The sequence below is a fragment of the Paenarthrobacter sp. CC6 genome (assembly GCF_040560085.1).
Taxonomy (GTDB): domain Bacteria; phylum Actinomycetota; class Actinomycetes; order Actinomycetales; family Micrococcaceae; genus Arthrobacter; species Arthrobacter nicotinovorans.
In genome coordinates this window covers 214,576-236,104 of record NZ_JARDAN010000005.1, presented here as the reverse complement: position 1 = coordinate 236,104, position 21,529 = coordinate 214,576, and the positions used below count along the sequence as shown (strand labels likewise).

The window sequence follows — 21,529 nt, the reverse complement described above, 5'->3', positions numbered from 1 at the left end:
GCCTCACCGGCCAGCCGGGTGACCGGCGTCGTCCTATTGGTACCGGCGCCGGTACACCGGGTCCAGTGTCTCCGGCGGTACGCCCAACATTTCCGCGGTGTATTCCACCACGACGTCATGGACGAGATCCTGCAACTCTTCCCTGGTGTTGGAGCCCTGCTCCACCACCCGGCGGTAGACCGTGATCATCGGCGGTTCTCCACGGCCGCCGGGAGTGTAGGACCCCATGGGTGCAGGGTTGCCGGTGGCAACGAGCTGTTCCAGGTTCGGCGGGATCTCATCAACGGCGAAGAGAACGCCGTCCAATTGTTTGCCCCACATGTCCTGGAGGCGTTCGGCGGAGTCAAGCACCATGTCGTCGAAACGCTCGGAACGCGTCCGGAAACCCGGAAGATTGGGCAGCATCAGCTCGCCACGCAGTCCCCTGCCATGACGGTTGCGGCGGCGTTTCCGGAACCCCCGCACGCCCGGTACGGCGTGTTCCTCTGTCTGATCGCCATCGGCGTCAGTCCACCGGACGGTAAACCCGGGAACATGTGGCTGTGACTGCATATATCGACTTTAGTCCTGAGGAACCGCCAGCGCGACATCATCGTGCGCACCGCGCCGGTGCTGCCGATACCAGCCCCTCCCGGGCAGCCACGGACGCTCAATGCGCGCCACGGGAGCCAAGTGGCGCTAATCTGGGATGTTGTGGGTGCTATTCGTCAGTGTTCAAGATCAGCCTGCCGCCAGTCTGCGGTGGCCACTTTGACGTACGTGTACGCCGATTCAACGGCCGTCCTGGGTCCCCTAGCCACGTACGCCGAACCGCACGCCTACGACCTCTGCACGCAGCACGCCGAGAGCCTCACCGTTCCCCGGGGTTGGGAAGTGCTGCGCCTGGCCATGCCCAGCACGCCACCGCAGCCCGGACCCGACGATCTGCTCGCTCTGGCCAACGCCGTCCGTGAGGCTGCCTCCGCGGCACCCGAAACGCCGGCCCGCCACAACCACACGCAGATGGAGCCGCCCGCAAGCGTCGAAGGTACCCGCCGGGGACACCTGCGGATCCTCCGCGAACCGTCCTAAGCCACCGAAGGTGACTGCACCGGCGTCGTGACTCAAAGCGGCGTCGTGATCAAAACCCTGCGATCTTGCGCGGTAGTCTGGAATCTGCAGATAAATCCGCCAGCGGCGCCAGGCCGGCGCCACCCAGGGAGCATCATTCATGCCAAAGGTCAGTCCTGAACTGTTGTCCATCCTGCGCTGCCCCGTGACGGGTTCACCGCTGGTCCAGGAGGGCGAGGAGCTGGTATCGACAGCTGCCGCCGCGGACGGCGAAAAGCTCCGCTACTCGATCGAGGACGGCATTCCGCTGCTCCTGCCGCCGGAACTCCTGGCAGCGGCCAACGCGGCCGGCTCCAGCCAGCATGATGCCAAGGCCTAGCAGCCCCTTTTTCTCAACACCCGCACGGTACCCTAAGGACTTCCATGACTTTCGACTACAAAGTGGCTGATATTTCCCTCGCCGAGGCAGGCCGCCACCAGATCCGCCTTGCCGAGCACGAAATGCCCGGCCTCATGTCGCTTCGGGCCGAGTTCGGTGCTTCGCAGCCGCTCAGGGGTGCACGGATCGCGGGTTCGCTGCACATGACGGTCCAGACCGCCGTTCTCATCGAGACCCTCACCGCGTTGGGCGCAGAGGTGCGTTGGGCCTCCTGCAACATCTTCTCCACCCAGGACGAAGCCGCGGCTGCCGTCGTTGTGGGCAAGGGCACCCCGGAAGATCCCCAGGGTGTTCCGGTTTTCGCCTGGAAGGGCGAAACCCTTGAAGAGTACTGGTGGACTGCCGAGCAGATCCTTACCTGGCCCGGCGCTGAGACCAACCCCGAGCTGGGTCCCAACATGATTCTCGACGACGGCGGCGACGCAACACTGCTGCTGCACAAGGGCGTGGACTTCGAGGCAGCCGGCGCAGTTCCTGCCGCCACCGAGGACGATCCCGAAGAGTACGTCCACATCCTGAACCTCCTCCGGAGGACCCTCGCAGCCGACCCGCAGAAGTGGACCCGCCTGGCAGCACGCATCGAGGGTGTCACCGAGGAAACCACCACCGGTGTCCACCGCCTGTACCAGCTCGCCGAGCAGGGCAAGCTGCTGTTCCCGGCCATCAACGTCAACGACTCCGTCACCAAGAGCAAGTTCGACAACAAGTACGGCATCCGCCACTCGCTCCCGGACGGCATCAACAGGGCCACGGACGTGCTGATGGGCGGCAAGGTCGCCGTCGTCTGCGGTTATGGCGACGTCGGCAAGGGCGCCGCCGAGGCGTTGCGTGGCCAGGGTTCGCGGGTCATCGTTACTGAGATCGACCCCATCTGCGCCCTCCAGGCAGCAATGGACGGCTACCAGGTGGCCAGGCTTGAGACGGTGCTGGCGCAAGGCGACATCTTCATCACGACCACCGGCAACAAGGACGTCATCATGGCCGAGCACATGCTTGGCATGAAGAACAAAGCAATCGTGGGCAACATCGGCCACTTCGACAACGAGATCGACATCGCAGGTCTTGCCAAGGTTGCCGGCGTCAAGAAGGTCGAGATCAAGCCGCAGGTCCACGAGTGGGTCTTCGACTCCGGGACAGCCTCCGAGCGGTCCATCATCGTCCTGTCCGAAGGCCGCCTGCTGAACCTGGGCAACGCCACGGGCCACCCGTCCTTCGTGATGAGCAACTCGTTCGCCAACCAGACCATCGCGCAGATCGAACTCTGGACCAAGAAGGACCAGCCAGCCGGGGAGCGCGAGTACCAGAAGCAGGTTTACGTTCTGCCGAAGATTCTGGACGAGAAGGTGGCGCGCCTGCACCTGGACGCCCTGGGAGTGGAATTGACCGAGCTGAGCAAGGACCAGGCAGACTACCTGGACCTGGACGTCGCGGGTCCGTACAAGCCGGAGCACTACCGCTACTAGCAGCCCTCCGCAAAGAACATTCGATGGCGAAAGGCCGGACACGCGAACAGCGTGGCCGGCCTTTCGGCTAGAATTGGGTGTTCGGTATAGCTTGCCGGGGGACAGGATGACGGGAACCATGACACAGGCCGCCAAACGGAAAACGGGCAAGGTCCTTGCCATCATAGGGATTTGCGCCGCCATTGTGGCAGGCGGAATCGGCGTGGCCACCGTACCCGGATTGCTCCCCGGTTCTACGCAGAACAACGCTGCTGCACCTTCCCCGACTCCCACCATCGAGGCCAAGCCCGTGGAACTGGGCATCACTCCGCTGGATGGGGCTGTTGAATGGAATCCCGTGGTGGGTCCCCAGATCAAGGCGGTCAACGGCAAGGTCAAGGATGTCGTTTTGACCCCTGCCGGTGGCGGGGCGCCCGTGGTGGGCAAGATCAGTCCTGACGGCTCTACCTGGACTACCCAGGAAGTCCTGAAGTTCAAGACGCAGTACAACTACTCCTTCACCGTCGTGGACACCGCCGGCAAGGAAACCAAGAAGACCCAGACCTTCACCACGGTTTCCGCCGCGTACGAGGCAGACGCGTCCATCTACCCCCGCAACGGCACCACGGCAGGCTCAGGCCAGCCCATCGAAATCAACTTCAGCGAACCCGTCGTGGACAAGGTGGCCATGGAGAAGCGGGTGGCCATCACTGTGTCGTCCGGCCAACCTGTGGCATGGCACTGGTACTCCGACAAGAAAGTGCGGATCCGGCCCGAGGCATTCTGGGCCTCCGGCACTACTGTCACAGTGGACATGAAGCTGCTTGGTGTGGATTTCGGCAACAACATGATCGGTAATGGGGACGTTGTCTCCACCTTTACGACGGGTCCGCAGCGGATTGCCGTGGTGGATGACACCACCAAGACCATGAACGTGTACTCCGACGGCCAACTGCTCCACACCGCGCCCGTGTCTCTCGGCGGCGAAGACTGGCTCTCGCCCACCGGTTACGCAGTGATCCTGGAGCAGGAACGCAAATCCAATTTCAACGCCGGCAGCATCGGCCTGAAGCCCGGCGACAAGGGCTACTACGCCCCAATGGTGGTGGACTACGCCAACCGCCTCACGTGGTCCGGAGTCTACGTCCACCAGGCGCTGGAATCAGCGTGGGGAGCCATCGGCCGCGTCAACGTCTCGCACGGCTGTGTCGGCCTGCTGCCGGATGATGCCGCTTGGTTCTTCAACAACATGAAGACCGGCGACGTGGTGCAGATCCTGAACACGGGAGCCCCGGCTGTCGAGCCACTGGAGGGTTTCGGCGACTGGAACATTCCCTGGGCCAGCTACGCCCAAAGGTAGACCTGCTGTTAAGATGGCCGCAGTGATTATTTCCTGCGCGCTTTGACCCGGACTTCGCTTTGACCCGGACTATTTGTGCCGACCATGTGTTGGCCTCCACTTTGTGCTGCCCTCTGGTGATCACGGGTGTCCCTCAGGGGAACCCGCTGACGGGTTCCCCGGCTCCTCACCCCGGACCCTCTTCATCATTTGGAGCACCGCATGACTATCACACCAATTCTTCGCCCTGACTGCAGCAACTGCTTTGCGCTGTGCTGCACCGCACTGGGATTTACCCGCTCAGCGGACTTTGCCATCGACAAGCCTGCCGCCTCGGCGTGCCCAAACCTGGCCGGGGACTTTTCCTGTGCCATTCACCAACGGCTGCGCCCCCGCGGTTTCCGTGGCTGCACAGTTTTCGATTGCTTCGGCGCCGGCCAGCTCGTTTCCCAGCACACTTTCGGCGGAAACAGCTGGCGGGACAACCCTGCCTCCGCGTCGGCGATGTTCGACGTTTTCAAAAGGGTCAGGCAACTCCACGAGATGCTCTGGTACCTGAACGAGGCCCGGCAACGGACGTTCGACCCCGAGCTCGCCTCTGCAGCCGCCCACCTTGCGGAACGGCTGGCGGCCACCGCCGTGGGTGACGCAGCCACGGTCCTGGGTGCCGACGTCGAAACCTACCACGGGCAGGTGCGGGCCCTCCTGATGGAGGTCAGCGAAGAAGTCCGCGCGTCCTACGGCGCGGAAGACCGGCAAAGTCACGACGGCGGCCTCCAGCCGGGTGCCGACCTGATGGGCGCAGACCTGGGGAACCAGCGCCTCTGTGGAGCAGATCTGCGGGGTTCGTACCTGATAGGGGCCAACCTGGCAGGCAGCGACCTGGCTGCCGTGGATCTTCTGGGGGCGGATCTTCGTGGTGCAGAGCTGGCGGGGGCGGACCTGTCCAGGGCCCTCTACCTGACTCAACCGCAGGTCAATGCTGCCGAAGGCGATGCACGGACGCTCCTGCCCACGGAACTCACCAGACCGGATCACTGGCTCCGGCAGCCCGGAACTAGGGCTCCTGGGTAAACGGCAGCTTGCGCAAGCGGGCGCCCACCGTGGCGTTCCGCTGTTCGGCCTGACGCAGGCGCGCCAGCTCCCGGTTGCGTCGTTCCCCGAGGACTGCGCCGATGTAGTCCTCGGGGATCGTGCCGGGCGGCGGTGGCGGTGCGACATAGCGTGCGAGTTCCGTGGCCAGGGACATCGCCATGGCCAGGCGTGAGGCGGGAGCCATCAGGTAAGCCTGCTGTACAAACGTCCCTGCCCGGCGCGCGGTGGCGTCCGGCACCCTGCCGATGTCCGCCATGGCAATCCACCCCTGCAGATAGTGCGGTGCGTTGGGCACGATACGGGGTTTCGAGGGAACACGCAGGCGGAGCGAATACGTGCCGGCAACGATATCGCCCAGCCGCTTCGATTTCTCGTTGAACAGCGCCACTCCGATGGCCAGTCCGCCGAAGGTCAGGTAGATTTCCAGGAAACCGAGGAGCCCGCGGATAAGGGCGTGCCGGAAACGGATGGAACCGCCGTCGTCACGGACGATCCGCAAACCCGTGGCGAGCTTACCCAGCGACCGGCCTCGGGTGAGGGTTTCCACAGTGACAGGGACGACCACCACAGAGAAAACGACGCTGCTGAGGACCAGAGCGCGGATGGCCGACTCGTCCAGGTCCGAAGAAGCCATCAGGACCAGGATGATCAGGAGTATCGCGAGGACCACCTGCGAGATGACGTCGAGGATCAGGCCCAGCCCCCGGGCCGCAAAAGACGCTGAGCGCAACTCGAGGACCACTGCCTCGCCTGTGATGATCGAACTCAAGCCAGCCCCCACGCCTTCCGGACAATGCGGCGCCCAGCAGCGCCTGCACAACGAGTCTAGCGGCGTGACAGGCCAAAACGACGCCGATCAGGCGCTCGCGCGGGCCTCAGGCATTAGGGTGGTGCCGTGGACATCGATGCCTTCTCGGCCGTACATGGGGACAAATGGTCGCGGCTTCATTTCCTGGCGCACAAGCGTCGGTTGACGGGAGGCGAGGCGGATGAACTGCTGCGCTTGTACCAAACAGTTTCCGGGCACCTGTCCCTGATCCGTTCGGTGGCTCCTGAAACCGGTCTGTCGTCGTCGTTGTCCGCCGCGTTGGCGCAGGCGCGCACCAGGTTTACCGGTGCCCGCTCGAACTTCATGGAAGACCTGGCCCGCTTCTTCGTCATCTCGTTGCCGGCCGCCTTCTACCGGATCAGATGGCTGACCCTTTGGTGCGGGCTTGCCTTCACGGTTGTCGGTGCCGCCTATGCCTTCTGGATAGGTACCTCCCCGGATGCGCTTCGAGCCGTCTTCGGCAGCGACGAGAGGGTGCGCAGGTACGTCGAGGAAGACTTCATCGATTACTACTCCGAGAATCCGGCGGCTTCCTTCGCCGGCGCCGTGTGGACCAACAACGCCTGGATTTCCGCCCAAGCCGTGGCCTTCGGCATCACAGGATTCTGGGTGCCCTACATTCTTTTCATGAATGCCCAGGGCGTGGGAGTTGCCGCCGGTGTCTTCCTGGCAACGGGCAAGATCGACGTCTTCTTCAGCTACATCCTGCCCCACGGCCTGATGGAACTCACGGCTGTGTTCATTGCATGCGCCGCAGGGCTCAGGATTTTCTGGGCCATGGTGCGGCCCGGCCCCAGGACCCGGATGCAGGCTGTTGCGGATGAAGGGCGGTCCTTGATCACCATTGCACTGGGCCTGGTGCTGGTCCTCCTGGTTTCCGGCATCGTTGAAGGATTCGTCACTCCGAGCCAGCTCCCCGTCTGGGCCAAGATCACCATCGGCGCGCTGGTGCTGGCCGGCTATTGGACGTACACGCTGCTTGTTGGCGGCCGGGCTGTCCGTGCGGGGGAGACAGGTGACTTGGACGCCAACGATGGCGGTTACAGAAGCATCGCCGCGTAGACCTTACAGTTGCGTTTCAATCTGCTCCAAGGCGGGGTAGTTCCTCGTGTCGGCGCAAAGCCGGGCGGTAGGCTCGAAGGCAGACAAGAGAGCCGGCAGCACGCAATCGCCGGTGGATGCCTACGGAAGTGAACCCCCGCTGTGAGCGACAAGAGCCCAAAACCACAAGAACCGGACACGGACGTCCACGAGGACCCCAACGAACCGGCCTTCGACTGGATGAAGCCAAAGACGTCCAGTGGTGCCTCATCCGCGGCCTCAACCGCCGCGCCTGCACCGGCGTCTGGAGCGCCTGGAAAAGCGTCAGCTGCGCCCGGAACGGCCCAGCCGGAGAGCCGCGCAGACCGCAAGGCTGCAGAAGCCGCCGACGCCGACACGGAGCCGCCGCTGTTCGCTGACACACTTGCGAATGCCTCTTCCGGCAAGCAGCCGTCGCACTATTCCGAACCTCTGCCGACGTCGGCCCTCCAGGTCCGGCCGCCGGAAGATGAGGTGGCCAGGCGCAATGCTGAACGGGAGCAGGCGGCAAAGGTCAAGCCTGTAGGGCCCCGGGTTTTCCAAGTGCTGTTGGCTGTCTTCTACCCCGTGATCCTCCTGGTTCTGGCAGTCAGGGCGGTCACGAGTCCACTGTTCCTGTGGGTGGAGTACAACCGTCCCGGTTTCCCCGGTGACGGCTATGGCTTCAACACTGACGACCGTATGACCTATGGCTCCTATGCCGTTGACTACCTCAGCAACTGGGCGGGTCCCCGGTACCTGGGAGGCTTGGTCAACCAAGACGGCGCCAAGCTGTTCAAGGACAGCGAAGTCGCGCACATGGCGGACGTCAAGATGGTGATTCTGTCCTCATTCGGTGCGGGAGTCCTGCTCATCATCCTCAGCATTATCGCCATTGTGTACCTGCGAAAGCGCAGCAATGGCGGGATACGCCGCGGCTTGTTCGCCGGCTCTATTGTCACGCTTGTCGTCATCATCGGCCTTGCGGTTCTGGCAGCTTTGAGCTGGCAGCAGTTCTTCACCGAATTCCACCGGATCTTCTTTGCCAATGGCACATGGACGTTCTCCTTGGAGGACACCCTGATCCGGCTCTTCCCGGGACAGTTCTGGGTTGACGCGGGCATCGTTATCGGTGCTTTGGTGTTCATCGCGGCGACGTTGACGTTCATCTTCACGTGGCCCACGAAGCGGCGCCGCGGCGTTGCCGTTTCCCAGGAGAAGCTCGATGACGAGGATTCTGATGGTGCGGTTGACGGCGCAGCCGAAGACGATGATGCCCTTTCCAAGGAAACGACGAGCTCAAAGCGCTAGCCCTACTGTCCCGGAGGGGAGCGCGGGTGTTGGTATGCGTGATGGACGTGTCATGAGATCCCTTTTGAACGTTGGTTCGTGAAGGAAACGCTACGGGTGCACCAGGACCACCTAGGCAGAGATTGGCCTGGCTAGGTGGTGATTGGGCAAAATTAGGTGCTGAAAAGGGCAGAACCAGGTGGTGGCCACGAGCTGCTAGGTGGTGGGCCTACTTGGCGTACAGCTTTTCGACAACCGACGCGAAGTCTCCCACCACAGCCGCCCGCTTGAGCTTGAGCGACGGCGTCAGGTGTCCGGACTCGACGCTGAGCTCCGCCGTGATGAAAGCGAACTTCCTGATGGATTCGGCGGCCGAGACGAGCTTGTTGGCCTCATCAACAGCAGACTGCACGGCCGCCTTGACACGGTCGTCGTGGACTGCTTCTTCGAGGGACAGGGCACCGGTTTTATTCTCCGAGCACCAATCCGCAAGGCCCTCGGGGTCGAGACTGATCAACGCCGCCACAAAAGGACGCCCGTCTCCGACCACCACGGCCTGACCCACCAACGGATGCTCGCGCAACTTTTCTTCCAGGGGGCCGGGAGCGACGTTCTTGCCGCCGGCCGTCACCAGGAGATCCTTCTTGCGGCCGGTGATGGTCAGGAAGCCGTCGGAGTCGAGCTCGCCCAGGTCCCCTGTGCGGAAGAACCCGTCCACAAAGGCGGCCTCCGTGGCCTCCGGGTTTCCGTGGTAGCCCTTGAACACTCCGATGCCCTTGACCAGCACCTCACCGTCGTCGGCCACGCGGATGGTGGTGCCCGGCAACGGGATGCCGACGGTTCCGATCCGGGACATGGTGGGGGTGTTCACTGTGCAGGGCGCCGTGGTCTCGGTCAGCCCGTAGCCCTCCAGGACGGGCACCCCGGCACCGTGGAAGAAGTGGTTGTCCCGTGGGCTCAGGGGACTGGCGCCGGACACCGTGTAGCCGACATCGCCGCCAAAGACTTCCCGCACCCTGGGATACAGGAGTTTGTCGAAGGTCCTGTGCTTGGTTCTCAGCAGCCAACCCGGACCCGGCCCCTCACCGCGGGAGGCCAGGTCCACCGCCGTCGAATATTCCACCGCTGTTGAAGAAGCCGCCGAGAAGAGGGCGGACTTGCCTGACATTGCGGCCTTGTGGCTGGCCCCGGCGTAGACCTTCTCGAAGATCCGGGGAACCGCAAGCAGGAACGTCGGTTTGAACGAACCCAGGTCCGCCATCAGCCCGCTGGCACCGGCGCTGTGGCCCAGGGTGATACCGGCAGTGAGGCAAACAACCTGCACAGCCCTGGCCAGGACATGGGCAAGCGGAAGGAACATGAGGGTCCGCGCGCCGGGCTGCATCAAAAGCTCCGGGAGGAACGGAATAACGTTCCTGGCCACCAGCACAAAGTTGCCGTGGGTGATTTCGCACCCTTTGGGTTTGCCTGTGGTGCCTGAGGTGTAAACGATGGAGGCGATGTCGGCCAGTTTTGCCGTGCTGCGTTGCCGCTCCAGCTCAGCGTCCATGACGCCGATGCCGACGGCGGACACACTGGTCAGGTTGGGTGCGTCACCGTCGTGCTCCATCCGGATGATGGCGACGGGGTCCTCGCCGAGGAGGCCTGACTTTTCCACGACGGAATGGACGAGCGCGGCCTTCGCGGCGTCCTCCACGAAGATGCGGCGGGCTCCGGAATCAGCCAGGATCCATTCGATCTGGCTGGCAGAGGAGGTCTCGTAGATGGGCACCGTGACGCCACCCGCCATCCAGATGGCGAAGTCCACCAAGGTCCATTCGAAGCTCGAACGTGACAGCACCGCCACAGGGTCACCTGGGGTGAGGCCGCCTGCGATGAGGCCCTTGGCCAGGGCGGTGACGTCCGCCAGGAACCTGGCAGCTGACACGTTCAGCCACCCGTTGGGGGTGTTGTGCGCGTACAGGACGCCGAACGGATCCTTGGCGCACCGCTCCAGAAGGAGGTCGGTGACGTTGGAGTCCGTGTCGGCTTCGAAGAGGAGCTCCGTGCTTGCTTCCCTCACTGCTTGCCTCCTAGATCCACGATGGCATCCACATTCTCATGCGCCATTCCTGGTAACTGATGACTTCTGCCGTGAGCACCGGATAGAAGAAAGCCGTTGCGAGGACAGCCAGCACCAGGACCACGGCCACGACGTAGAGTCCTGACCGTCGCCGCCACGGCGGATCGCTGCTGCGGCCCAGCACCAATCCCAACACGTACGTCAGGCCAAGCACGAGGAAGGGCTCAAAGGAGACCGCATAGAAGATGAACATGGTGCGTTCGGGGTACATGAACCAGGGCAGATAGCCGGCAGCAACACCGGCGAGGATGGCACCGGCCCGCCAGTCGCGACGTCCCGCCCACCAGAACAAGAGGATGACCAGGGCAATGGTTCCGCCCCACCAGACCACGGGATTTCCCACGGGCAGGATCGCCGAGGAGCAGGTCTCCACGAGGCAACCCGAGGTTCCCTGTTTGGGGGACTGGTAATAGAACGACGTGGGACGGCCCATGACCAGCCACGTCCACGGGCTGGATTCATAGGGGTGGTCTGAGCTGAGCCCCTGGTGGAATTTGTAGGCTTCCAGGTGGTAGTGGGCCAGGGACCTTACCGGGTCAGGCAGCCAGTCCCAGCCAGATGCGGGGTTGGTGGCGGCCCATTGCCTGTAGTAGGCGTCCTTGGACAGGAACCAGCCGGTCCAGCTGGCGATATAGGTGACAACGGCAACCGGAATGATGGTGAAGAACGCCGGGATCCCGTCCTTGATGATGCCTGCGCTGAACCAATTCCGGATCCCGGCAATCCGGCGGGCGTTCAGATCCCAGAGCACAGTCATCACGCCGAAGGCAGCCACGAAGAACAGCGCCGACCATTTGGTGCCCACAGCGAGTCCGAGGCAGATGCCGGCAACGAGGCGCCACCAGCGCATGCCCAGCCAAGGACCTGCCACCAGCTGGCTGGTCAACGGGATGCCGCTTGGTGAAGCAGCCGCCTGCGCGGCGAGCCGGGAAGCCAGACGACGGCGGCCGTCGTCGCGGTCCAACAGCAGGGCACCGAAGGCGGCGAAGATCCAGAACGCGAGGAAGACATCCAGCAGGGCTGTCCGGGAGAGCACCAGGTGGTGTCCGTCAACGGCGAGCAGCAGGCCCGCAACCGCCCCGAGCGTGTGGGAGCGGAAAAGCTTCATGGCGATGAGCGCCACGAGGAATACCGTCAGCGTGCCGGTCAGTGCCGCGCTGAAGCGCCAGCCAAAGGGGTTGTCTCCGCCGAACAGCCACATTCCGAAAGCGATCATCCATTTGCCCACCGGTGGATGGACCACATACTCGGGGGTGTTCAGGAGGACATCGGGATTGCCGGCATTGAAGGAGTCGTTGGCGTTGGACGGCCAGCTTCGTTCATAGCCGCTCACCAAGTAGGAGTACGCGTCCTTGACGTAGTAGGTTTCGTCAAAAACCAGGCTGTGCGGGGCGTCGAGCCTGAAGAAGCGGAGAATTCCGCCCAGGACGGCGGTGATGGTGGGAATCAGCCAGAACCACAACCGCAGGGACGCAGGGTAGTCGCGCCAGCTCTGGATGCCGCCGATCAGGCGGGTGCGCAGGGCCTCCACGCTGAAAGCCTCTGCGGGCCGCTCTATCCAACGGTGGCGTTCAAGGCCCCGGCCCGGCAGGTATCCGGTGCCGGCCTGCCTCGTGCCGCCGCGCACTGCGTTATGTGCTTTCGCGGCGTCGTCGAGGTGGTCGGCTGGACGTTGGACTGCGGGCTCATCCGTTTCGGCTACGGCGGACGACGCCACAGGAGTGCCGGAAGCGGCGGCAGGAACGGGCGACTGGTTCACCCGCCCATGCTACCTTTCCATGCTTGCCGCAGCGTTGAGGTGAGGCGTTGCAGGCATCGCGGCATTAGGCTTGGCAGGTGGACGAACAGCGCAATACCCCGGACGAGGCCCGCTTCAGCGACGACGAGGACGGGGCGCTTCCTCCGCTAGCCCCGGGTTCCGGTGCGGCACCGGGGGTCGGCAGGATCGTCCTGGCGGCGACTCCCATAGGGAACGTCGGCGATGCGTCCACCCGTTTGGTGGAGCTCCTGGCTACGTCCGACATCGTGGCGGCAGAGGACACCCGCCGCCTGCACCGTCTGGTGACAGCACTGGGCGTGGAGGTTTCCGGACGCGTCATCAGCTACCACGAGCACAATGAAGTAGCCAAGACAGGCGAACTCCTGGACCATGTCCGCGCCGGAAAAACCATCCTGATGGTCAGCGACGCCGGCATGCCGGCAGTCTCGGACCCCGGGTTCCGTTTGGTGGAAGGCGCTGTTGCGGCCGGGTTGACGGTCACTGCGGTCCCTGGTCCTTCGGCCGTTCTGACCGCCCTTGCCCTGTCCGGGCTACCCACGGACCGCTTCTGCTTTGAAGGCTTCCTGCCCCGGAAGTCGGGAGAGCGGAACTCGCGCCTGGCCGACCTCGCTGATGAACGCCGCACCATGGTCTTCTTCGAGGCTCCGCACCGGCTTGAGGTCATGCTGCGCGCGTTGCACGAGCGTTTCGGCGCCGAACGCCGGGTTGCTGTCTGCCGGGAACTCACCAAGACCTACGAGGAAGTCATCCGCGGAACCCTCCGTGAGCTGCTGGAGTGGGCCGAGAACAACGAAGTCCGCGGCGAAATAGCAGTGGTAGTCGGTGGTGCGCCTGAACAGGAGCCCGGCAAACCCGAAGACCACGTTGCGGCAGTCAACGAGCTCATATCGCAGGGGATCCGCCTCAAGGAAGCGGTTGCGGCAGTAGCCGAGGACGCCCGGGTCAGCAAACGGGAGCTGTACTCGGCGGTCCTTGCTGCCCGCTGACATGGCTGTGCACCTGCACAAATTGGCATCCGTATGGCAGTGCGTCAAGGCGTAGACACTGCTTCCGGCCGGGCAGTACCGTGGCAGTAATTCAAGCCACTTCTGGCAAGGAACCCCCAGTGGTGCAAATCTCCAAAGCACCCTAGACGAAGGAGTCGCCATGACTGTCACGGTTGAACGCGAAAGCGAACTGCTGGCTTCCGTTCCCACCGGCCTGCTGATCAACGGTCAGTGGCGTCCGGCCGGATCGGGAAAAACTTTCGATGTTGAGGACCCGGCCACCGGCAAGGTCCTGCTCAGCATCTCCGACGCCGGTGCTGAGGACGGCGCCGCCGCACTCGACGCCGCTGCTGCCGCCCAGGCTGACTGGGCCCGCACGGCCCCGCGCGAACGCGGCGAGATCCTGCGCCGCGCCTTCGAGCTGGTGACTGAGCGCGCCGAGGACTTCGCCCTCCTCATGACCCTGGAAATGGGCAAGCCGTTGGCCGAGGCACGTGGTGAAGTGACCTATGGTGCCGAGTTCCTGCGCTGGTTCTCCGAAGAAGCGGTGCGTGTTTCCGGCCGCTATTCCGCAGCCCCGGATGGCAAGAACCGCCTGCTCGTGCAGAAGAAGCCGGTTGGTCCCTGCCTGCTGATCACCCCGTGGAACTTCCCGCTGGCCATGGCCACCCGCAAGGTTGCCCCCGCCGTCGCTGCCGGTTGCACCATGGTGCTCAAGCCCGCCAACCTGACCCCGCTGACCAGCCTGTTGTTCGCCCAGGTCATGCAGGAAGCAGGCCTCCCGGCCGGCGTCCTGAACGTCATCCAGACCTCCACGGCCGGTGCCGTGACGGGTCCGCTGATCAAGGACGACCGCCTCCGCAAGATCTCCTTCACCGGCTCCACCCCGGTGGGCCAGGCCCTCATCCGTGAAGCTGCGGACAAGGTCCTGCGTACCTCAATGGAACTCGGTGGCAACGCCCCGTTCGTTGTCTTCGAGGACGCGGACCTGGACAAAGCCGTTGAAGGCGCCATCGCCGCGAAGATGCGCAACATGGGCGAGGCATGCACGGCGGCCAACCGCTTCATCGTGCACGAGTCCATCGCGGATTCCTTCGCTGAGAAGTTCGCCGCGAAGATCGGTTCGCTGACCACCGCCCGTGGTACCGAGCCTGAGTCCAAGGTTGGTCCGCTGATTGACGGCAAGGCCCGCGACGGCGTGCACGCCCTCGTCACCGAAGCTGTCGAAGGTGGCGCCACGGCGGTTACCGGTGGTGCGCACGTGGATGGTCCCGGCTACTTCTACAAGCCCACGGTGCTGAAGAACGTTGCTGCTGATGCCCGCATCCTGCAGGAAGAGATCTTCGGACCGGTAGCCCCGATCATCACCTTCTCCACGGAAGACGATGCCGTCCGCCTGGCCAACAACACCGAATATGGCCTGGTGGCCTACGTCTTCACCAAGGACCTGAACCGTGGCCTGCGGATCAGCGAACGCCTCGAGACGGGCATGCTTGGCCTCAACGCCGGCGTGATCTCCAATGCCGCCGCACCGTTCGGTGGCGTCAAGCAGTCCGGCCTGGGCCGCGAAGGCGGCTCCGAAGGCATCGAAGAGTACCTCTACACCCAGTACGTAGGTATCGCGGACCCGTACGCCGACTAAACTGCGCAGGGATCCCGTCCACCGCTCTCGCAACAAGACGGTTGACGATTGAAGGGCCCGGCAGCGGAACCACAAGTTCCGCTGCCGGGCCCTTTGACGTTCAGTGACGTAGACCGCCGGCGCTGCGTCAGCGCCGCTGGGGGAGGACCCCGCGCAGGGACCGCCACCCGCGGACGGCTGCCCAAGCCACAGTCTTGCCCAGCGCAGCCACGGCCCGGAACGGCGCACCGAGTGCCCGGGCCCAGCGCCGCATCATCGACGGGGGGAGCCAGTCCGCGCGGAACCGGACCAGCCAGCGTGCATTGTTCCGCAACGACTCACGCACGACGGCGATGCGGGGCGCGGCCGCCGGGGCCGCCACCGTAAGGCGGCCGTAGCGTTGCCGTTCAAAGTCCGAGGTGAGGGACGCAACGGCCTGGTGCGCGGCGTCGTCGAGCCCTCCCGACTCGCCCAAAGCGGCGCTGGAACGCAATTTGCTGGAGAAGTGCCGGGGCGTCTCGCTGGAGGTCGAAGGAACCCCGTAGTCGCTGGCAAGATCCTGCAGTTCGGCCCATGCCAGTTCCGGGGCGGGATCCTTGAATCCGGGCGGCAGAATGTCCGAGTCAGCCCTGGGTTTGATGCTCAACCGGCGTCGTCGAAGGGCAATTCTGCTGAGCCTCGGCGAGCACAGGAAAGCGAGCAGCAACAACACCCCTGCCGTCGCGGCTGCGATCGCAGGAAGGGGATTGACGCCGGGGGACCCTGCTGCGGGTGTGCCCACCTCCGGGATTGGGACGGGAGCGGTAGCCACCGGGGCGGGAGTGGTGAGGGTTTCTTTCTCGTCAGTGTTGGTGCTGAGGTTGCCGGCAACGGAGCTTTCCGTTGCATAGTCGGGTACCACGCCGCGCGAGGGTGTGGGCTCGAACGGGACCCAGCCAAGACCTTCAAAGTAGAGTTCAGGCCATGCGTGGGCGTCCCTGGCGTCCACCTCATATTCAGGGAACGAACCCTGTCCGACCAGGGCAACCGATTCTCCCGTGAGGCGGCCGGGAGCGTAGCCAACCGCGATGCGGCTCGGGATGCCTTCGGCGCGCGCCATGACGGCCATGGCTGAGGAGAAGTGGACGCAATAGCCGCTCTTGACCGTGAGGAAATCGGCCAGGACAGAGAGGCCGTTGCCGTCGTAGCCGTTCTGGACGGGTGCTTGCAGGGAATAGGTGAACGCGCCCGACCTCAGGTACTTCTGAATGGCCAACGCCTTGGCGTAATTGTTGTTGCCCGCGGGCGCCGTAACGGAGTCTGCGGTTTGCCGGACGATGTCCGGCAGGTTGCCGGGAACCCGGAGGAAATCATCGGAGATGGAGCGGGGTGGCGCGGTAGCTTGGGCCAGGGCCGCTGCCGTGACTTTGGGTGCGGCCGAGAAAACCACGTAGCGCTGTGCTCGCGTGGTGGTTTCCGTGCTCATGATGCTCAGGGTGTCAGGGTCCCAGGTCCATCGACCGTTGAGGCCGTTGACGGAGGCAGGGGCGAACGGTGCGGGGAGGTAGGGGCTGGTGAACTGGCCGGCGCTGACGGAAGTAACGGCATTAACGATTTCACCCTGGACTGCATAGCCCGTTTCGATCCTGTCCGCACCTGCGCGGCGCTGCGCTGTGCGGTCATCCGGCGCCCAGGTTTCGCCGTCGAAGTGGTCAATGGTGACCGAGCGCAGGTAAAGCGGTGCGCTGGAGCTGGTTGAGTAAGTGATCCGGCCTGATCCGGTGGGGCTCCGAAGGCTGTTGCCCAAGGTGATCATCGGGTTTAGTCCGTTGGAAGCACCCCAGGGACTCAGCCGCGAACCCTCAGGAAACGTTCCCGTTTCGAATCCCGGAATCGCCAGGGGCACCACCATGGTCAAGGCCAGCGCCAGGCCGCCGGTCACCAACGACCGCCGGAACTGCCCGGCGCCCCGCCCCGCCCCGGACTGCAGGCGGGCATCGGGCGCGAACCAGTGGCTGCACCCGAGAATCAGCAGGTATCCCACGGCGGCACCAAGGAAACCGGCAACGCCCACGCTCTGGGGTTTGATGGTGGCCGGGACCACCATCACCGCCAGGATCCCGATGCCACTGGCAGCAGGCATGGACAAAGGAACCGCCAAAGCGTCAATGAGGATCACCAGGAGCCCCAGGCACGCACACATGACAAATACGATCCCGGCGTTCGGTGCCACCGGCGCGCTCTCCGAGACCACCGTCTCGGCCGCTCGTTTGATCAGGCGCCCGACGGCGGTAAAGGTACTGGTAGTGGGGATAAAGCCGGCCAGGCTGTCCTGGCGGCAGAAAGTGAAGGTGAGCACGGCTGCCAGGGAGACAAAGGATCCAAGCGTGGCCAGCAAGGGCTGGGCGCGGAGGGCCCGAAGGACGGCCAGGGTCAGGGAAACCACCAGGACAGTGGTGATCAGCGGCAGGAACCAGGCCCAGCCCCTGAGGACACCGTTCAGCGACAACGCGGCGCCCAGGACGGCTACGGAAATGGCAGCGGCCATGACCCATGGGTAGGGTCCCGGACCCGCAGTCCTTGGGCGGGACGGTGGTGTTGGCTGCTTCTGGCCTGGCGTTCCGTTCGCCGGGTTTGAGGCCGGGGAGTTCCGGTGGGAAGTAGTCGTCATCGGGGCACCGCCGCTCCACGCCTGACATCCATGGCAGCCCCTGCGGCGGCGACTATTCCACCTTCATCGAAGGAGGACCAGGCAGACGCCAACTGGGTCTTCGAGGTCACGGCGGCAACCCGCCAGCCCGCCTGGCGCAGGATCTCCAGGGCATCCTCGCTGCTTCGCGAAGAATCGCTGACCACCAGGGCGAAGGCGTTGGCGCCATAGGCGGCCGCAGGGGCCAGCGCCCTGGCTTCCGCGGGTGTCAGCGCACCCAACAACGCCAGAAGCGGTCCCCGCAAACGGTGTGCCGCCAGCTTGTCCATAAGCCTGTCGTCGAAGACTGAATCTGCAGCGTCGGCCGGTGCCTGGACCGTCCTGACGTCGCGTTGCCCTGGTGCCGGATGTTCGGTGCGTGCAGGCCGGGGCCTCGGGCGACCGGAACCGTTCTCCGGCCGGTGATGCTCCGCCCTGGCGTGCCGGGGACCGCTGAGCTCGATGGCCGCCAACCCTTCCGCGATGGCCTGGAGGCCGCCAACACCGGAGAATTCCTCCGCGTCGGGATCCGGTGCCGAGCGGGAACGGAGGAATGCCGGTGCGCCGAACACATCCAGAATCCGCAGCGAATAGTTCCGCTCCGACAGATGCGCCGCGATCGATACGGCAGCGGTCACCATCCATTCAAAATCCGGGCCAGTCACCAGGTCGGAGTCTTCGTCATGGCCGCCAAAAACGGAACCAGCGCCGGCAGCGAAGGCCGAGAAGCGCTGATCCAGGACAATGGTGGCCTCCGGGGTGGTCACGGATTCCTCTTGGCGGACCATGAGCTGGCCGTGACGTGCCGTGGCAGCCCAATGGACGCGGCGCATGGGGTCGCCGTGCCGGTATTCGCGGGTCATGATGTCGTCGTCGCTGGGGTTGGCGCGGATCCGCGTCGCCGTCACGCCGTCGTTCCCGCGGGCCCCGGCGAGTCCGGTGACCGGAAGCTCGACGGCGGCCGGCGTCACGGTGAGGAGGTCGCCGTCGTCGATTGAGTGCCGCCGCAAGGAAAGGCCGAAGGGATCGCTGAACTCTGCGGTGACCGGACCGATCCGGAACTGTCCGCGCTTACCGGATCGGAGGTGGTACTCGTAGCGGCTTGTGCCTCCCGAAGCGGAGCGGGCGGGGAAACGGAAGGCAGGCGGCTGGCCGAAACGGGGCGGCAATTGTTCCTCCATGATCACATGCCCCGTGGAATAGGACGTCCGCGCAACAGCCAGGCGGACTGTGGTGGTGCTGGATGTTTCCACCGTGGACGGATTGAACTCCCTGTACACCTGGAACTTGGGCTTGAGGACCCGTACTCCGGCAAGGGCAACCAGGGGGAGCAGGAGCAGAAGTACCGAAAGGGTCAGAAGATCGCGCCGGCCCATCACGTAGGCGGCCCCAAGGGAGATTGCGCCCGCGGCCAGCAGACCCCAGCCCCGGGAAGTGAACAGGTGTTTGGGAAGCCGGTCCATGAGTGCCATTGCGGGTACCTCCTAAACGGCGTGGCGGTCCCTGCGCCACGCACCGGGCGGGTCCTGGGCCACCGGCAGCGACCCCAGGATTCCACGAAGGACGCTCTGCGGCGTATCACCGGAACTGGCCGCCTTGCGGTCCAGGATGATCCGGTGGGCGAGCACTGGTTCAGCGACATCCACCACGTCATCCGGAAGGACGAAATCCCGGCCATCCAGAGCGGCTGTGGCCTTCGCCGCGCGCAGCAGCTGCAACAGGGACCGCGGACTGGCACCCAGGCGAAGGCGGGCACTGTCCCGGGTGGCCCTGCCGATTGCCACCGTATATTCCTTGATCGCAGTGGAGACATGGACCTGTTGGACTGTGGCGATCATTGCCGCGACGTCGCTGGCCGTGACCACCGGGGTCACTTTGGCCAGGGGAGAAGTGGCCTGGTGCGTTTCCAGCATCTCGATTTCTGCGTCCTTGTCCGGATACCCCATCGAGATTCTGGCCATGAACCTGTCGCGCTGGGCCTCGGGCAACGGATAGGTGCCCTCCATCTCGATCGGATTCTGGGTTGCCACCACCATGAACGGCAAACCCAGCTGGTACGAATGGCCGTCCACAGTGACTTGGTGCTCTTCCATGCATTCCAGCAGAGCAGACTGGGTTTTGGCCGATGCCCGGTTGATTTCGTCGCCGATCACGATGTTCGCGAACACCGCTCCGGGGCGGAACTCGAACTGCCGTGACGACTGGTTGTAGATGGAAACGCCGGTCACATCCGAGGGCAACAGGTCCGGGGTGAACTGGATACGGGAGACGGTGCAGTCCACGGTGCGGGCCAGCGTCTTCGCCAGCAGGGTCTTTCCGACGCCGGGTACGTCCTCCAGCAGCAGATGGCCTTGGGCGAGCAGGACAGTGAGCGCGAGCTTGGCGGCATCGGCCTTGCCGTCGATGACTTTGTTAATGGATCCAAGGATGCGCTCGCTGGCATCATGGAACCTGTCCTGGTCCAGGACCTGCGGCCTGTGCCCGTTCAGTCCTGCGCCATCACGGGGCAGCGAACTGTAATCCTCGCCCTGAAGAGGCGAGGATTCAACGGTGGCTTGTCGCTTTGACTCCATGGAATGCCCTTCAGCCTTCGCCGCGGCACCGCCGGTGCTGGCCGCCTGTCCGTTCCAGACTACCCAGACTTTGGCCGTCCCTGACATAGTGCTCCCGGAATTTATGTGCCAACTGGAATTTATCCGGACTGCAGGAGGACCGCAGTCCGATTAAGGTGGGAGCATGTGCAATTCCCTTGCTCCTGCCCCTTACCGCGCGTCACCGGGCGCTGACGAAAAGCCGGACGCCCGCCGGGAATACCCGCCCGCGCCCGAACCCCTGCCCGTACCGGTGATGGACAACCACACACATCTGGACTTCCGGCACGGATTGATCGAGGTATCGGTCCGGGATGCGATGGACTCCGCAGAGGCAGTTGGCGTGCAGGGAGCTGTGCAGGTTGGCTGCGACCTTGAGTCTTCGCGCTTCACTGTGCAGGCCGTGGACGCTGATCCGCGGTTGCTGGGGGCAGTGGCAATCCACCCCAACGATGCTCCCGTTTATGCGGGCCGCGGTGAATTGGATGCCGCGCTCGCGGAAATTGAGGAACTGGCAGCACATCCCCGAGTCCGGGCCATCGGCGAGACCGGTTTGGACTTTTTCCGCACCCACGGTGAGGGGCTGGCCCACCAGCGCTATTCCTTCCGTCGCCACATCGACATCGCCAAGCGCCTGGGACTGACCTTGCAGATCCATGACCGCGACGCGCACGACGACGTGGTGCAGGTACTGCGGGAAGAAGGAGCACCGGAACGCGTAGTGTTCCATTGCTTCTCGGGGGACGAGGGACTCGCACGGATCTGCAATGACAACGGTTGGTACATGTCCTTCGCCGGCACCATGACCTTCAAGAATGCCGGAAACCTGCGATCGGCGCTGGCCATCGCCGAGCCAAGCCGGATATTGGTTGAAACCGACTCGCCCTTCCTGACGCCCCACCCGCACCGCGGCCGTCCGAACGCGAGCTACATGGTCCCGTACACCGTCCGGTCCATGGCCGAGGTGACAGAAAGTGACTTGGCCGAACTCTGTTCGCGCTTGGCCGAAAATACCTTGGAAGCCTACGGTTCCTGGGCCTGAACCAGTAGTGATTTGCGCGCAGCGGGCGTTCGGGATGGATACCCGGTATGCAGAAGTCTTGGTTCGTTTATAACAGATCGGTTACTGTGTTAAACAAGTAGCCGGGGTCGGGGAAGGCCTTCGGACAACTGGTCCAGTTGATTCCGGACCGTTCAGTTGAATGTTTTTTGGCGGCA

Annotated in this window: 17 protein-coding genes; 10 read left to right on the top strand and 7 right to left on the bottom strand. The window is 64.2% G+C overall.

Annotation, left to right across the window (positions count from 1 at the left end):
- Positions 1-33 precede the first annotated feature (33 nt).
- A complete protein-coding gene (locus PV760_RS03530; RefSeq protein ID WP_018777318.1) occupies positions 34-552 on the bottom strand; it encodes a metallopeptidase family protein in 519 nt (172 codons plus the stop codon).
- A gap of 141 nt (positions 553-693) precedes the next feature.
- On the opposite strand from PV760_RS03530, the gene PV760_RS03525 reads away from it, so the two are divergent.
- The 5 genes from PV760_RS03525 (at position 694) to PV760_RS03505 (ending at position 5,344) form a co-directional block, all read left to right on the top strand.
- Complete coding sequence (locus PV760_RS03525) at positions 694-1,071, top strand: DUF3499 domain-containing protein (RefSeq protein WP_026267105.1); 378 nt, start codon at positions 694-696, stop codon at positions 1,069-1,071.
- Positions 1,072-1,210: 139 nt separating this feature from the next.
- Positions 1,211-1,429 carry a Trm112 family protein gene (locus PV760_RS03520; protein ID WP_018777320.1) on the top strand — a complete coding sequence of 73 codons (219 nt, stop codon included), beginning with the start codon at positions 1,211-1,213 and terminating at the stop codon, positions 1,427-1,429.
- Between the two features lie 44 nt (positions 1,430-1,473).
- Complete coding sequence (gene ahcY, locus PV760_RS03515; protein WP_039240331.1) at positions 1,474-2,952, top strand: adenosylhomocysteinase; 1,479 nt, start codon at positions 1,474-1,476, stop codon at positions 2,950-2,952.
- 106 nt (positions 2,953-3,058) lie between these two features.
- A complete protein-coding gene (locus PV760_RS03510; protein WP_026267106.1) occupies positions 3,059-4,291 on the top strand; it encodes a L,D-transpeptidase in 1,233 nt (410 codons plus the stop codon).
- Positions 4,292-4,492: 201 nt separating this feature from the next.
- Positions 4,493-5,344, top strand: coding sequence for a pentapeptide repeat-containing protein (locus PV760_RS03505; RefSeq protein WP_354627156.1), 852 nt, complete (start codon positions 4,493-4,495; stop codon positions 5,342-5,344).
- Here the strand turns inward: PV760_RS03505 and PV760_RS03500 are convergent.
- Positions 5,328-6,134, bottom strand: a complete 807-nt coding sequence (locus PV760_RS03500) for an RDD family protein (protein ID WP_110504572.1) — start codon at positions 6,132-6,134, stop codon at positions 5,328-5,330. The two genes, PV760_RS03505 and PV760_RS03500, sit on opposite strands and share 17 nt — an antisense overlap.
- Before the next feature lie 126 nt (positions 6,135-6,260).
- On the opposite strand from PV760_RS03500, the gene PV760_RS03495 reads away from it, so the two are divergent.
- Positions 6,261-7,256, top strand: coding sequence for a stage II sporulation protein M (locus PV760_RS03495; protein WP_354627155.1), 996 nt, complete (start codon positions 6,261-6,263; stop codon positions 7,254-7,256).
- Positions 7,257-7,397: 141 nt separating this feature from the next.
- Positions 7,398-8,564 carry a TIGR01906 family membrane protein gene (locus PV760_RS03490; protein WP_354627154.1) on the top strand — a complete coding sequence of 389 codons (1,167 nt, stop codon included), beginning with the start codon at positions 7,398-7,400 and terminating at the stop codon, positions 8,562-8,564.
- A 208-nt stretch (positions 8,565-8,772) separates the two neighbouring features.
- On the opposite strand, the gene PV760_RS03485 is transcribed toward PV760_RS03490, so the two are convergent.
- A complete protein-coding gene (locus PV760_RS03485; RefSeq protein WP_189075884.1) occupies positions 8,773-10,605 on the bottom strand; it encodes an AMP-dependent synthetase/ligase in 1,833 nt (610 codons plus the stop codon).
- 10 nt (positions 10,606-10,615) lie between these two features.
- Complete coding sequence (locus tag PV760_RS03480) at positions 10,616-12,292, bottom strand: dolichyl-phosphate-mannose--protein mannosyltransferase (protein WP_502921424.1); 1,677 nt, start codon at positions 12,290-12,292, stop codon at positions 10,616-10,618.
- Positions 12,293-12,501: 209 nt separating this feature from the next.
- Here PV760_RS03480 and rsmI point away from each other — a divergent pair, with 209 nt between their 5' ends.
- Complete coding sequence (rsmI, locus tag PV760_RS03475; protein ID WP_018777330.1) at positions 12,502-13,431, top strand: 16S rRNA (cytidine(1402)-2'-O)-methyltransferase; 930 nt, start codon at positions 12,502-12,504, stop codon at positions 13,429-13,431.
- Positions 13,432-13,591: 160 nt separating this feature from the next.
- Positions 13,592-15,073 carry an NAD-dependent succinate-semialdehyde dehydrogenase gene (locus tag PV760_RS03470; RefSeq protein WP_018777331.1) on the top strand — a complete coding sequence of 494 codons (1,482 nt, stop codon included), beginning with the start codon at positions 13,592-13,594 and terminating at the stop codon, positions 15,071-15,073.
- A gap of 127 nt (positions 15,074-15,200) precedes the next feature.
- Here the strand turns inward: PV760_RS03470 and PV760_RS03465 are convergent, their stop codons facing one another.
- Genes PV760_RS03465 through PV760_RS03455 form a run of 3 tightly spaced genes read right to left on the bottom strand, consistent with a single transcriptional unit; the run spans position 15,201 to position 20,293 of the window.
- Positions 15,201-17,702, bottom strand: a complete 2,502-nt coding sequence (locus PV760_RS03465; protein ID WP_354627152.1) for a transglutaminase TgpA family protein — start codon at positions 17,700-17,702, stop codon at positions 15,201-15,203.
- The gene (locus PV760_RS03460) at positions 17,699-19,192 is read right to left on the bottom strand and encodes a DUF58 domain-containing protein (protein WP_354627151.1); all 1,494 of its coding nucleotides are present in this window, start codon (positions 19,190-19,192) and stop codon (positions 17,699-17,701) included. Before PV760_RS03460 ends, PV760_RS03465 begins: the two co-directional genes overlap by 4 nt.
- 12 nt (positions 19,193-19,204) lie before the next feature.
- Positions 19,205-20,293, bottom strand: a complete 1,089-nt coding sequence (locus PV760_RS03455) for an AAA family ATPase (protein ID WP_354627272.1) — start codon at positions 20,291-20,293, stop codon at positions 19,205-19,207.
- Positions 20,294-20,456: 163 nt separating this feature from the next.
- Between PV760_RS03455 and PV760_RS03450 the strand changes: the two genes are divergently transcribed.
- On the top strand, positions 20,457-21,353 hold the full coding sequence (locus PV760_RS03450) for a TatD family hydrolase (RefSeq protein WP_055974914.1): 897 nt from the start codon (positions 20,457-20,459) through the stop codon (positions 21,351-21,353).
- Positions 21,354-21,529: the final 176 nt, after the last annotated feature.

Coding starts and splice junctions, on each gene's coding strand:
- PV760_RS03530 (WP_018777318.1), bottom strand. CDS start 552: ATGCAGTCACAGCCACATGTTCCCGGGTTTACCGTCCGGTGGACTGAC.
- PV760_RS03520 (WP_018777320.1), top strand. CDS start 1,211: ATGCCAAAGGTCAGTCCTGAACTGTTGTCCATCCTGCGCTGCCCCGTG.
- ahcY (WP_039240331.1), top strand. CDS start 1,474: ATGACTTTCGACTACAAAGTGGCTGATATTTCCCTCGCCGAGGCAGGC.
- PV760_RS03510 (WP_026267106.1), top strand. CDS start 3,059: ATGACGGGAACCATGACACAGGCCGCCAAACGGAAAACGGGCAAGGTC.
- PV760_RS03505 (WP_354627156.1), top strand. CDS start 4,493: ATGACTATCACACCAATTCTTCGCCCTGACTGCAGCAACTGCTTTGCG.
- PV760_RS03470 (WP_018777331.1), top strand. CDS start 13,592: ATGACTGTCACGGTTGAACGCGAAAGCGAACTGCTGGCTTCCGTTCCC.
- PV760_RS03465 (WP_354627152.1), bottom strand. CDS start 17,702: ATGACGACTACTTCCCACCGGAACTCCCCGGCCTCAAACCCGGCGAAC.
- PV760_RS03460 (WP_354627151.1), bottom strand. CDS start 19,192: ATGGCACTCATGGACCGGCTTCCCAAACACCTGTTCACTTCCCGGGGC.
- PV760_RS03455 (WP_354627272.1), bottom strand. CDS start 20,293: ATGGAGTCAAAGCGACAAGCCACCGTTGAATCCTCGCCTCTTCAGGGC.
- PV760_RS03450 (WP_055974914.1), top strand. CDS start 20,457: ATGTGCAATTCCCTTGCTCCTGCCCCTTACCGCGCGTCACCGGGCGCT.